The following is a 13,658-nucleotide window of genomic DNA, read 5'->3' on the forward strand; positions in this document are numbered from 1 at the left end:
AGGAAGCCTTATTAAGCTTCCTTTATTTTCTTAACATTTAATTAAATTTTGAAAGTGTGTTTATTTCAACCTGAGGTTCTAGAACATCATTCACCGTTTCTACTAAAATATCTTTATCCACTTTAAATGAAGTAGTTCCTCTAATATCTTCTGAAGAAGCACCTACAAGAACTTCATATGTTCCTTTTTCAACAACCCAAGCGGATTTTTCTTCATCAAAGGAAGCTAATTCTTTTAAGTCTAATTCAAACTTTAGATTTTCTTTCTTACCAGGTTTTAACTCTTTTGTTTTTGTAAATGCTTTTAGTTCTAACTCAGGTTTTTCTAGCTTTCCGTCTGGCGCAGAAACATAGACTTGAACTGCTTCACGACCTGTAATATCACCTGAATTTTCAACTGTTGCAAATACAGTGATTTTGTCCTTAAAGCTTCCGTTACGATTCACTCTTACATTGTCATAGTCAAATGTTGTATAAGACAGACCGTAACCGAATTCATATGCAGGTTTTAATCCAAAGGTAGAATTGTAGCGATACCCAACATAAATATCCTCTTCATAAGTAAATTCATTGTTTTCACCAGGATAACGATCAGCATAAGGAAGCTCCTCATAATCAACTGGGAATGTTTGTGGAAGTTTTCCTGATGGATTCACTTTACCAGTTAAAATATCTGCTACTGCATTACCCAACTCTTGACCTGGCTGCCAAGAAAGGACAATACCATCAACTTTATCTTCCCAGCTTGCTGTTTCAAGAGGTCCCTCTACATTAAGGACGGCTATAACTGGTTTACCCTGTGCACGATATGCCTTTGATACGTCATCAATCATTTTTAATTTTGATTCAGATAAGTAGAAATCTTCTTTTGAACGGTCAGAACCATAAGTACCAAATTCTGAAGAAAGAACGATAATTCCTACATCTGTACTTTCAGCGGCAGCAATAGCATCCTGTGTTACATCCATTTCAGGAAGAGTTGGAAAGGTTGAGACAAAAAAGTTTCCTGGTGTTTGTTTATACTCATCTGACGCTCTTAATTCATCTACATAAGTTTCATACTTGCTTAACAACTCTTCATTAATTGTTAAACCTGCATCTTTAAGACCTTCAGGAATACCAATTTGATATGGAGCGTATACTAATGCACTTCCACGTCCTCCTGTCATTGTTTCAATAGTAGGAGTACCAAACAATGAAACGCTTACACTTTCTGCTATAGGTAGTGCCTTTTCTTCATTTTTCAGAAGTACCATACCATCAGCAGCTGCTTGTCGAGCAATCTTTGCACCAGCTTCTAAGTCTGGAGTATTGGTTGCTACATGCCCTTTAAAGGTTGGAGTTTCAATAACTACGTTAAGAATCTCCTTAATGTTACGGTCTAGATATTTTTCATCAAGACTACCATCATTCACTGCAGCAATAATACGATTAACCTGGTTTAAGCTTCCTGGCATAAGTAGGTTTGTACCTGCTTCAATTTGCTTAACAATGTCTCTTGCACCGAATTCCCAGTCTGTCATCGCAAAGCCTTTAAAGCCCCAATCTTCTCTTAATACACTTGTTAATAAATCCTTATTTTCAGTTGCATAGGTTCCATTTATCATATTGTAAGAATCCATGATTGCCCAAGGTTGAGATTCTTTTACTGCGATTTCAAATCCTTTAAGATAGATTTCTCGTAACGCTCTTTGACTTATAATCATATTTCCATTATTGTTTGTTCTTTGATTATAAGCAGCAAAGTGCTTAATTGTTGTTCCAACTCCATTATCCTCAACACCGTTTACAAATTCGGCTGTCATAGTTCCTGTTACCAGTGGATCCTCTGAAAAATACTCATAGTTTCTACCATTTAATAAATAACTTTGTATATTCATTCCAGGTGCTAATAGAAGATCAATTCCATATGCCTTAAGTTCAGCTGCTGTTGCTACCCCAACTTTATTCACTAACTCTGTATCCCATGAAGACGCAAGTACATTAGGTGAAGGGAACTTTGTTGCATAGAATGTTTGATCTGTACCTTCTCTAGTTGGATTAATTCGAACTCCCATAGGACCATCAGCTAAGACGATTGAAGGAATTCCAAGTCGAGGAATAGCCTGTGTCTGTCCAGCTGCCCCAGGTACTTTTCGTGATTGTGTTCCGATAATTTCTCCATTCACAGGATCAAGAGCCACTGAATTCGCACCAACCACCATTGCTGCTTTCTCTGTCACTGTCATTGCGGCAATAACAGCATTAATAGAAGCAGCGTCTACCAATTGTGGAACCTGTTGCTGGCTCACAGACTGCTGTGTAACAACTGTCTTATTGCCATTTGCGTTAGAAGCAAATGTTAAATCCAGGTTCACCCCTGAAACGATCACTCCTGTTGCTAAAGCAATTGCTAGTAACTTTCTTCTCTTCTTTTTCCACTTTTTTAACATATCTTTACCCCTCTCGTCTTTGTATCACTTCTCAAAAATGTAACCGTTCACATTTTTTAGTTTAATAGAGTTCTACTACTATTTGTTTGTTAAAAACCCTCACTATATTGTTGTTACTAGTACAATTTTGTGATTGTGTAAAAAACTGATGTAGAAATCTATAAATGTTCAATTTTTACATATTTTTGTCGATAGTCTTTCGGAGTTTCTCCTGTTTTCTTTTTGAATACACGACTGAAATAATTCGGGTCCTTATAGCCACAATCAAAGCAAATTTCCTTTAGGCTTTTATCTGTCATAATCATTTCTTTTTTTGCAAATTTAATTCTTACATCGGTCATGTAATCAATAAAAGTTACGCCCATTTTTTCCTTAAAGATTTTACTAAAATAAAAAGGAGTTAAATTCACATAATCTGCTACTTCTTCCAACGTAATTGTGTCCCCAAATCTTTGATCAATAAATTCCTTTGCCTTATGAATAATTCCTTTTAGATGAGACTTCTTCCATACATGAACATGCATAAGGATTTCCAAAATTCTTTCTTTTGAAGCTTCTCTTAATTCATTGTTTGTATGTATCTCATGATGCAATGCCTTTAACTCTAATTTGTAACCAAAATTATATAAATCACGAGAAATAACAACAAAAAACTCCTCAACAGCCTGAACAAGCTGATTGATTTCTCCATTTGTTTGATCGAGTAATCCATCAAAATAGATTTCAAATTCATGAAGCAATTTCGTTCTATCACCTAGTTTTATGAGCTCTAATAGTTCATTTTCTTTTTCGTATATATTTTGTCTATTCACCTTCTCTACTACTTCCTCAGATATTATTCCATAGGAAACTTCGCTTTCACGTATTTGTTCAAATGCGATAATTGCTTCGTGATAGGATTTAATAAAGTCCTCGCTTTTCTGATATGGTAGACCAATTCCCGCTTTAAGAGATGCTTCAGAAAATTGTTCATTAAACTGATTGATTACTGAACGACAGTATGATCTAGCAAATGCTTTAACTTTTGTATCTCTCGTTGTTTTTTTCACTAGTAGTAGCACTGGTACCTTTTCATCTATCATTGGGCCAACAACAATATCATCATCCATATCTTTTTGTTTTTTCTTCAACCAGTTATAAAAAACCTTATTCATCTCTTTATCTATTAAAATGTTCTTCCCTTTGAACGAGAATAAAATGATACACCCCATGACTGCTTCAATATTTAAGAGCTTATTCCATTCCTGTAAATACATTTCTTCTACTTGCTCAAGTAATAACGACGAAAGCCACCCTGATTCCATTAGAGATAAAGCGGTATTATATTTATATTCAATCTCTAGATTCTTCTTATGCTCAGCTAAATCCTTTTTCACACGCCTTAAAGCCCCAATTACATCGTCTTTCATACTCGGTTTTAGGATATATTCTTTTACACCTTCTTGCATAACCCCTTTTGCGTACTCAAATGTATTAAAAGCTGAAATCATTATAAATTTAATATCCTTATTTTTTTCTCGAATCATTTTGACTGCCTCTACCCCATCCATTCCGGGCATTTTAATATCCATCAGCATCACATCAGGATGAAGTTTTTCAGCTAGTTCAACTGCAGTTCGACCATTCCTTGCTTCACCCAAGATGGTAATTTCCGGCATTTCTCTCTGAATCATCTTTGATAACCCTTTTCGTTCTAACTCCTCATCATCAACAATGATTAACCGCATGCTACACCATCCCCTTAATTTGTCATAGGAAGTTTTATTCGAAAGAGAGTTCCCTTTCCTAGCTCCGATTCTATTTCAACCATTTCTTTATGTTTAAAATAAATTTCCAAACGTTTAATGACATTTTTGATTCCGATTCCGGTTGAGTGTCCAGATTTGTGAACATCTTTTCCTGTTTCTTCCTCATTATTTAAAGAATTTAACAATTTCTGTCTTGTCTGTTCATCCATCCCTACGCCATTATCTATAATGTCAATAATTGTTCTCCCTTGTTTTTGATAGATCGTAAGTAATAATCGGGCCCCCTCCTCATAGTCTTCAAGCCCATGAATAAATGCGTTTTCAATAATAGGTTGAAGTGTCATTCTTGGTATGAGTTGATAAACACACTGATCATCAATATCCATTTCAAATACAATACGATCACTAAACCTTGTTTGTTGAATGGTAAAATACTCTTCAACAAGTTTAATTTCATCCCTTAAGGTCGTTGGCTTCTCTAAATCAGCGAGATTATATCGGAGAAGAAATGACACAGATTCAATTAACTTACTCGTTTGATTTGCGTCCTCTAAATATGCTAACTTTGCTATGATATTTAACGTATTAAATAGAAAATGTGGATTAATCTGATTTTGTAGACTCTTAAGTTCTAGTTCTTTCAACAGGGTATCTAATTCTGACTGTTCTTTAATTTCAATGACAAGGTCCCTAATATTTTTGCGCATTTCATTAAAAGTTTCCGTTAATAGTTTCAATTCATCATTTGAATTTGTTTTAATATCCTCTCCAGAAAATTTACCTATCGATATCTCTTCAGCTGCAAGGGCTAATTTATGAATTGGCTTTGTGATTCCCCTGGATATAAGGATTGCTAGTAACGTGCAAAAAATAAAAATTGAAACAACTAAAAATATGCCCATTAGTTGGTAATTCGAATTTCTATGTGATAATTCATCATAGAAGTTCTGATAGTCTGTTAGTTCACTATTAATCAGAGAAAGAGTTGATTCTAAAATAAAACCAGAAATTTTTACTGACTGATTATAATGATATGAATATTGATCAATATTTCCCTGTTCAAATGCTTTTATTGTAGACTCACATTCCTTAACAAAGCTTTCTATCATGTTTTGGTAATTTCTTAAAATAACATAGTTATTTTCATTCTCCACCTCTAAAGAAAGGCGTATTTTGTTCTCTTGTAATGCATAAAGATTTTCTTTGTATTCATTTATAAAAACCTGATCCTTTTCTACAATGAAACCATTAACATATTCTGTCATTTCATTTGTTTGTTGTGAAATTTCTTTTAGAAGTAGGAATCGGTGAAAGCTACTATCATATTCATCCATAATATTTTCACTGCTATCATAAAGATAATAAATAACACCATTCACTAATAGTAGAATAACTCCAAAATAGAGTAGTAGTTTAGTTCGGATCCTAATCATTGATGTTTCCACCTATTTGTTTATCTGAAGATAAATCTTCTTTTTGGATGATTAAAGTATCTGTATAATTGATTTCTGGAACCTTTTTCCCTTCTAACAGTTGCACCATAAGTTCTACAGACTGATAGCCCATTTCAAATGGTTGTTGTGAAACAGTAGCATTTATAACTCCATCTTTTATATATTCGATGGTTTCTTTCAATGTATCAAACCCAATAATGTAGATATAATCTCGGTTCAACTGTTGTACAATTTGTGCAATACCTATACCATCAAGAGCACTAGTACCAAAAAAAGCATTTACCTGAGGATATTCGTTAAGAATTTGGTACGCTTTTTCCGCAGCACGGATTTGAGAAATTTTTGATTCCTCTATCGCAACGATTTTTATTCTTTCCTCATGCTTAACTGCTTCTTTAAATCCATCTACTCTCAAGCTTTGATTAGAAGAGTGAAAGTTACCAGTAATTATTGCTACATTCACCTCTCCTTTTGTATCCTCTATCAATTTCGTCCCAGCAATAAAACCTGAATAATAATTATTTGTTCCTATGTATGAAATTCTTTTACTGTTTTCGGAATCAGTATCAATGGTAACTACAGGGATTCCCTGATCTATTAAACTATCAATAAGAGGTGGAAATTCCTCCTCATTTAAGCTTTGTGTAATGATGCCATCAACATTAGAGGCAGCTGCTTTTTCAAGCGTTTTTAAATGCTCATCAATGTTCCCTTGTTTCGGACCTACATACTCTAATAACACATGGTTTTTCCTGGCAGCTTCCTGGGCCCCCTTTTCTACCAATCTCCAATAATCATTATCAACCTCTTCGGGTACAAGAACAAAATGATACTTATAATTAGGAATTTTACTATTTACAGAAGTCTCACCGTAATTATTCATTCTTTGCGAGAAGTAAACAGCAATCGAAAATGTAAATAAGAACAAAATGATTCCAGTTAAAAAAATTAGTTTTGAAAGATGTCTCAAACATTCTCAACCTCACAATAATTATTTTTTAATTCGACCTTTTCTGAATTTCCTTACTATAACTAACATTTCAAAAATAAGTCTAATTATATAATTATTCTAAACTTTCTTTGAAAACCCTTTCAAACTACATTTTAAATATATCGACATTTTCCTACCTACTTCGACTACTTTGAAAAAGTTTATACCTCTTGGGTGTCCTCTCTAATTAGTAAACTGGTTCATCTTGCTTCGTTCAATTTCTATTTCATTTAACACCTTACCAACAATTTCTTTAATTTCACTTAACTTACTAGGTTTCAGTAGATAATCTCTTACTCCTAGTTTTATCGCAGAACGAGCGTAATCATATGAATCATAAGCAGTTACCATAATAAATTTAATATTGGAAGAATCTTCACTAATTCGTTCTATTGCTTCAAGTCCACTCATCCCTGGCATTTTTATGTCCATTAACATGACATCTGGCTTGAATACTTGTGATTTTTCTATTGCAATTTTTCCGTTTTTCGCTAATTCAATGATGAGTTGTGGAAAGGACCTTTGTAGTATAGCTTTCATTGCATCCCGCTCAATTTGTTCATCATCCACAATCAGGAGCTTGATCATATTTATGCCTCCTTATTTTGGGTTATATCAAGAAATACAGTAAATTATTACTATTATGAGATAACAACATGAGTAATTCATATTACCTCAAAAACCAAACTTCTGAATAATTGGGAAGAAGTGATAGACGACTCTATCACTTCTTTCCATTATCTTTTCAATCAACTTTTATAGACCTGTAAATTCGCTAGCCTCATAATATTCTGAATCAATTAGTTCCATTTTCACATTTTCTTGCTCGACTACAATCACATCTGTTTGTTTAGCCTTTACATCTGTCTTTCCGTTATTATAGCTACCTGTCGTTTCAGGAGTATTACCATCTAGGATATCAATAGCCATGCCCATAGCATCTTTAACAAGGGTGCGAACATCCTTAAATACTGTCATTGATTGTTTTCCATCAATAATGTATTGAATCGATGCTTTCTCAGCATCTTGGCCAGTTATAGTAAAATCAGTAATTACATTGTCTGAAACAAACGTATCAGCGATTGAGCGAGCAGTTCCGTCATTCGGTGCTAAAATGGCTACACTACCTTTCATGTCTTCACTGACTGCTGTTAAATGTGTTTGAGCTTTATTGATTGCTTCGCTTGGATCCCAGTTTGTTGTCACTTGTCCAAGAATCTTACCCATTTCGTCACGAGAAAGCTCTGCTTTATCCTGTAAAGTTACAGCTTCACTTGAATTTGCAATTACAAACGTTCCATCAGCAATTTTAGGTTGAAGCACGCTCCACGCTCCTTCAAAGAATAAAAAGGCATTGTTATCAGAAGCAGCACCAGCATACAGATATAATGGAACATTCGTACCTTGTGCATTATCAACTAAATATTGAGCTTGAGCCATACCTACAGCAATGCTATCAAATGTAACATAATAATCTACCGCATCTGTTTCAGTAATTAGGCGGTCGTAGGCAATAACTGTGATACCTTCTTGCTTAGCTGCTTCAACTGCAGCACCAGCAGCTGCACCATCATGAGGAGCAATAATTAACACTTTAATACCCTTACTAATCAAGGTTTCAACATTCTCTTTTTCCTTTGCTGAAGAGCCTTGGCTGAACAATATCTCTGTTGTATAATCAGAATCTGCTAATGCATCTTTGAATCTTTGTTCATCCTGTACCCATCTTGGTTCATCTTTTGTTGGTAATACGATTCCTACACTAACCCCACTGTCACTAGCACCGCTATCTCCGACTTGTTCTCCACTGTTACATGCTGCCAGCATACCAGCTAACAAAGTTACTACTAGAAAAAGCGATAATGATTTCCACACCTTCTTCATTCGAATTCCCCTTTCAGTCTCTTGTATATTTACAAGTTTTATTATATGACTAATAAGAACACTTGAAAGCGTTAACAATTAGCATTCTTTTGGTATTACCTATATTTTTTTATCTTTTTTGATTTGATGAAGGTTGCTTATCATCTGGAATTACCCGATTAAAAGGGGGACTATAATTCTATAAATAAAAGAAAGGAAATCACATTGTTGTGATCTCCTCCCTTTAAAACTTCTATTCTATTTATTACCTTTAACATGTGTTTACTTATAAACCTAACGTCTTATTAGGTACTTTAATCCTAAACGTAATATGATCATTCTTCAAATCAAAGCTTTGAACCTTAACTTTGAAGTTACTTTTGACATCCATCTGTGTCACGCTTATATAGATTAGTTGATTTTTCGGGTCAATCTCCACCCATTTAGGAGCATTCAGTTCTTTCTTCACATATTCTAGGATTTTCTTTTCTGGCAGTTTTAATAATCCTAAAGACATGTCCTCGGCATACAAGACAAGGTCTCCATTTTCTTGAACAGAAGGTTCTAGTGTAATGGTAATTGGAATATCAGCTTGAAAGGCTTCGATTGAACCTAATAACTGAACCTTTTCATCAAAGATAACCGTATACTTATCTTCTGTATCCTTCATGATTTTATCTACATATTCATTAACCAATTCATTCAAGTTTTGCTTACTTGAATGGACCGTAAATTCAGCTCCTGGTTCTTCTTCGATAAATGATTTAGTAGGCTTTTCCGTTTTTGTTACAGGCCATAGCAAAAAGATAAAGAAAAAGATTAATAACACTGCATTTAATCCAGCTAAGCCTAGAAATAATTGTTTCCATGATAATTTTGCCTTTAGGCGTATCTCCATTTACTTTCACCTTCTATTCGCTATCTTCAATTGGTAAATCCGCTTCTTCATTATATTCATTTAAATATTCAAGAACACGCTGTGCTATTAGTTTATAACCACTTGTATTTGGGTGGAAATTATCATCAGCCAATAAATTAATGGTTGTATCGGAAAATAAGTCTTCTGTAGGAATATAGTTTACATTCTCAAACTCCTCAGTTACTAATTCTCCTGCAGTATTCCAATTCGTTAGAATCATTTCTAATTGTTCAATATCACCAAAGAACCGCTCAAATGGATTATAAAAGCCAATCAAGTAAATTTCGGTATCTGGATTTAATTCATTTATTTTAGTAAAAATAGCTTTTAATCTCTTAACATATTCAACCCGTTCTTCTTCAAAAGGCTCAATACTAAGGTTTGTGTAATTATTTCTTACGACTCTCATAATATCATTCGCACCGATTGTGACTAAGACAATATCAGCATCCTTAATAGCAGACGCAATCTCTTCTTTTTCTAACCTTTTCAACAATTGATCTGTCCGATTCCCTCTTTTACCAAAGTTCTCAATTGAAATATTGATGTTATTTTCTTCAAATGTATGGTTTAAAACCCCAACATAACCGCCACTCTCAGTTTCATCTCCGACTCCTTGTGTAAGTGAATCACCAATCGAGATGATTTTTTTATCATGACTGAAAAACTCTATTGCACCTTCAATGATTGCTCTGACTTTTTCCTTAATCGCTGCTGACACTGGTTTATTTATAATAATAGCCTCTTCTTGTTGTACCTCTTCTTTCTCAATCGTTTCAGCCGGTTGACTCTCTATTCTTTCATCATTCACTTTTTCTACAACACTGACAGTTTCTACCTTTGGCTGATTAAACACCGGAAGAAATAAATAAAGAATGAAACTTACTAATATAAGACTAGAAAAAATGATCCATACTTTCTTACCCTTCAAGTAATTCACCACCCATTTATATGAATATCGTTATCTATAAATAATAAAAAGCTAATAAGTTATTTTATCATTCATTCATTAAATGATAAAGTAAGGGATATTATTGGAAACTTCTTTTATGATACATAGTGGAATATTATTAAAAGCGATATGTTACACACTTTACAAGAGCAATAACATAAAAACCATAGGACACTGGTTCCTATGGTTTCATTGTTATTTTCAAATACACACGATTGTAGTGATTAAACCCTCTCAAACTCCCTCCACTCCTCTGGCAATAGCTCCTGATACTTCTGCGTCAAAAAACGGTCATCCACTAGTACAATGATACCTGTATCTTCCTCAGATCGGATTAATCTTCCCCCAGCTTGCAGTACCTTGTTCATTCCAGGGAAGACATATGCGTAATCATAGCCATTTTTTCCGGTTTCTTGAAAATAGTCCTTTATCACATTTCGTTCTAGACAAAGCTGTGGTAAGCCTACTCCAACAACAATCACACCATTTAGCCTGTCTCCTTTTAAATCAACACCCTCTGAGAATATCCCACCTAATACAGCAAAACCAATGAGTGACTCAGTGCTTCCTTCTTTAAACGCTAGTAAAAATTGTTCTCGTTCATCCTCTGACATACTGTGATTTTGAGTGATTGTTGAAATCGTTGGAAACATCGCTGTAAATTCTTCATACACACTTTTCATATATTTATATGAAGGAAAGAAAATAAGATAGTTTCCTTGTCTTTTAGAAACGAGCGAACCGAGCATTTCAATTATTGGTTTCTTCGTATGGTCTCTATCATGATATCGTGTTGATAAAGGTTGAATGAATACCTCGGTCTGCTTTTTTGCAAATGGAGAAGGTATCGAAATGGTGTAATCCTCTGGTGTTCCTCCAAGCATATTTAGAAAATATGAAAGTGGTAAGAGTGTGGCAGAAAAGTAGATTGTCGAATGAAACTTTTTACTAACCTGCTGCAAAAGATGAGAGGGATCTAAACAAAACATCTTAAGTAGAACCTCACTTTTCTCTACTTCCACATAGGTAACATAACGTTCATCAAAGAGATTCGCTATTCGAACAAATCCTGTTGAAGCAAAGTAAGTATCTACTAACAATGCTTGCTCATCTAATTTTGTTGGCTGCAATAATTCAATCTCCGCATGATGAACGAATTCCTCGATTAATTCTACTAGGTCCTCTTCTACATTCTTCGAAACTAGTTGTCCCTTATCAGAACACTTTTTTCTAACTTCAATAAAATATTTGTTAATCTTATTAATAGAATCATACAGTTTTGTCCCTTTATATTCACGTTTCAATGTAAGAAAGCTTGATTTGTGAAGCTCTGCTGAAAACATTTCTCGCGCACGATCTACTAGATTATGTGCTTCATCAATTAGTAAGGCTGTTGATTTTTTATGCTCATCAAAGAATCGCTTAAGTGATACTTTCGGGTCAAAGATATAATTATAATCACAAATAATCGCATCAGCTACAAAGGCCAAGTCTAAGGAAAATTCGAATGGACAAAGGGTATGCTTTCTTGAATAGGTCTCAATCGTAGCTCGGTTAATGAACGTTTCATTAGAAAAAATGTCAAGAAAGGCTTCATTGATTCGATCATAATATCCATTCGCAAATTCGCAATAGTCCTTCTGACAACGAGTTTCTTCTTTAAAACAGACTTTATCCTTGGCCGTAATCGTAACAGCACTCATACATAATCCTTTATTTTTCATTTGTGAAAAAGCTTCTTCTGCGGTTTGTCTTGTAATGGTCTTAGCCGTTAAATAAAACATTCGTTCAAGCTTGCCTTCACCTATTGCTTTAACCGCTGGAAAGATGGTTGAAATCGTTTTTCCAATACCAGTAGGTGCATTTGCAAAAATAGTTTTTTCCTCTGAGATTGTCTTATAAATAGCACCAGCAAATTTTCGCTGACCCTCTCGGTACTTTTCAAAAGGAAACTGTAATTCTTTTATACTTTGATCTCTAAGATTTCGATGATTATGAAGAAGAGATGCATATGGTGTATAATCCTTCACTAGATCTTTAACAAACCGTTCAAGCTCTTGAAAGGTAAAACTCTTTTGAAATTGTTTTTGCTCCTCTGTCACCACTTGCACATAGGTTAACTGAACATTCATCTTTTTCAGATCATGATTCTTTGCATACATATAAGCATATACCTTTGCCTGTGCCCAATGTACAGGAGATGTATCCTCTTCGATTCCGTTTAGATCCCTTGAGGTAGATTTAATCTCATCAATCAGAATCGTATCATCACGAAAAATCACCCCATCACATCGTCCTTCAATCATAAACAACATCTCTTCATGTTCAATCTCTGTCTTCAGAAACAATTCCTTCTGATCATGTTCGTTATACGTACTTTGTATCGCTTTGTGAGCTTTTGTTCCTTCAGTAAGCGTTGTTACCGTTCGAAATTTATTATCAATACTTCCACTACGAAATACATATTCAACTAATGAACGAACAGAGAGCTTTATTTCGGTTCTCATTTTATCACCTATCACCTAGATTCAATTAGTTATAATGGTACAGGGTTTGACCCTCGTACGCAAAGGGAAAATTGAGTAAGTGGTTTTCTTCAAAAGAATGATCCTACACAAAAAAGACACCAACATAAAGATGGTGCCTAATTCCTTGCTAATCTAGTACATCTCCCTCAACATTCGCTTTGCACGAAACAGTCTAGATTTAATCGTTGAAAGATTAATATTTAATCGATTCTCCATTTCTTTCAACGATTGGTCCTGAAAGTAGAAGAGCGTAATGACTTCTTGATATTTATTGGGGAGCTGGTTTAATTTGTCCCTTAATTCCTCTTTTTCACAACCTGTCATAACCTCAGATTCTGGTGTACACATTTCCTGATCATTAAATCGCTCAATCTCTTCATGAAGCATATCACGATGACGATTCCCTTTTCGTAAAAAATCAATACAATGATTGATCGCAATTCGATACATCCAGGAATGAAAGGAACACTCCCCTTTAAACTTTTCACGAGTGATATAACATTTTACAAGAATGTCATGTGCAAGGTCTTCTGCTAGATATCGATCTTTCACATAAGAAAGTGCCAATCTGTATAATCTCTGATTATATTCTTCATAAAGCTCATTCACTTTTGTTTCATTTGTCTGATGAGCAACATTCTCTAGAAGAATGGACTTATTATCTTTTGTTTTCATTAGCACAAACCACCCTTTCTGTCATAGAAATACTTGCTACATCAGACTCAGATCGACGTTTATCCTGCTCTATTCTGAAGCGTCCCTCTGATTTTGC

At 34.5% G+C, this 13,658-nt stretch carries 10 protein-coding genes; all 10 read right to left on the minus strand.

What is annotated here, in order from left to right; genetic code table 11:
* Positions 1 to 37: 37 nt before the first annotated feature.
* Positions 38 to 2,431: a glycoside hydrolase family 3 N-terminal domain-containing protein gene (locus BLQ56_RS02680; RefSeq protein WP_204381057.1), complete on the minus strand. Its 2,394-nt coding sequence runs from the start codon at positions 2,429 to 2,431 to the stop codon at positions 38 to 40.
* Between the two features lie 158 nt (positions 2,432 to 2,589).
* The gene (locus BLQ56_RS02685; protein ID WP_090849629.1) at positions 2,590 to 4,158 is read right to left on the minus strand and encodes a response regulator; all 1,569 of its coding nucleotides are present in this window, start codon (positions 4,156 to 4,158) and stop codon (positions 2,590 to 2,592) included.
* 14 nt (positions 4,159 to 4,172) lie between these two features.
* Positions 4,173 to 5,612 (minus strand): sensor histidine kinase, encoded by a 1,440-nt coding sequence (locus BLQ56_RS02690; RefSeq protein ID WP_090849631.1) that lies wholly within the window; start codon positions 5,610 to 5,612, stop codon positions 4,173 to 4,175.
* Entirely contained in the window at positions 5,605 to 6,603 is a 999-nt protein-coding gene (locus BLQ56_RS02695; RefSeq protein ID WP_238457146.1) for a sugar-binding protein, read from the minus strand. The genes BLQ56_RS02690 and BLQ56_RS02695 overlap by 8 nt, the downstream gene beginning before the upstream one ends.
* Positions 6,604 to 6,807: 204 nt before the next feature.
* Entirely contained in the window at positions 6,808 to 7,212 is a 405-nt protein-coding gene (locus tag BLQ56_RS02700) for a response regulator (protein WP_090849633.1), read from the minus strand.
* 168 nt (positions 7,213 to 7,380) lie between these two features.
* Positions 7,381 to 8,508, minus strand: a complete 1,128-nt coding sequence (locus BLQ56_RS02705; RefSeq protein ID WP_090849635.1) for a sugar ABC transporter substrate-binding protein — start codon at positions 8,506 to 8,508, stop codon at positions 7,381 to 7,383.
* Positions 8,509 to 8,773: 265 nt separating this feature from the next.
* Complete coding sequence (locus tag BLQ56_RS02710; RefSeq protein ID WP_090849637.1) at positions 8,774 to 9,385, minus strand: YpmS family protein; 612 nt, start codon at positions 9,383 to 9,385, stop codon at positions 8,774 to 8,776.
* Positions 9,386 to 9,398: 13 nt separating this feature from the next.
* The gene (locus BLQ56_RS02715; RefSeq protein WP_090849639.1) at positions 9,399 to 10,337 is read right to left on the minus strand and encodes an SGNH/GDSL hydrolase family protein; all 939 of its coding nucleotides are present in this window, start codon (positions 10,335 to 10,337) and stop codon (positions 9,399 to 9,401) included.
* A gap of 245 nt (positions 10,338 to 10,582) precedes the next feature.
* Positions 10,583 to 12,865, minus strand: a complete 2,283-nt coding sequence (locus tag BLQ56_RS02720; protein WP_090849641.1) for an ATP-dependent DNA helicase — start codon at positions 12,863 to 12,865, stop codon at positions 10,583 to 10,585.
* 153 nt (positions 12,866 to 13,018) lie between these two features.
* A complete protein-coding gene (locus tag BLQ56_RS02725; RefSeq protein WP_090849643.1) occupies positions 13,019 to 13,561 on the minus strand; it encodes an RNA polymerase sigma factor in 543 nt (180 codons plus the stop codon).
* Positions 13,562 to 13,658 lie beyond the last annotated feature (97 nt).

The sequence above is a fragment of the Litchfieldia salsa genome, from assembly GCF_900104555.1.
Taxonomy (GTDB): Bacteria; Bacillota; Bacilli; order Bacillales; family Bacillaceae_L; genus Litchfieldia; species Litchfieldia salsa.

What these genes read in the sequence shown, in the direction of transcription:
- BLQ56_RS02680 (WP_204381057.1), bottom strand. Translation starts at nt 2,431, where the DNA reads ATGTTAAAAAAGTGGAAAAAGAAGAGAAGAAAGTTACTAGCAATTGCT.
- BLQ56_RS02685 (WP_090849629.1), bottom strand. Translation starts at nt 4,158, where the DNA reads ATGCGGTTAATCATTGTTGATGATGAGGAGTTAGAACGAAAAGGGTTA.
- BLQ56_RS02690 (WP_090849631.1), bottom strand. Translation starts at nt 5,612, where the DNA reads ATGATTAGGATCCGAACTAAACTACTACTCTATTTTGGAGTTATTCTA.
- BLQ56_RS02700 (WP_090849633.1), bottom strand. Translation starts at nt 7,212, where the DNA reads ATGATCAAGCTCCTGATTGTGGATGATGAACAAATTGAGCGGGATGCA.
- BLQ56_RS02705 (WP_090849635.1), bottom strand. Translation starts at nt 8,508, where the DNA reads ATGAAGAAGGTGTGGAAATCATTATCGCTTTTTCTAGTAGTAACTTTG.
- BLQ56_RS02710 (WP_090849637.1), bottom strand. Translation starts at nt 9,385, where the DNA reads ATGGAGATACGCCTAAAGGCAAAATTATCATGGAAACAATTATTTCTA.
- BLQ56_RS02720 (WP_090849641.1), bottom strand. Translation starts at nt 12,865, where the DNA reads ATGAGAACCGAAATAAAGCTCTCTGTTCGTTCATTAGTTGAATATGTA.
- BLQ56_RS02725 (WP_090849643.1), bottom strand. Translation starts at nt 13,561, where the DNA reads ATGAAAACAAAAGATAATAAGTCCATTCTTCTAGAGAATGTTGCTCAT.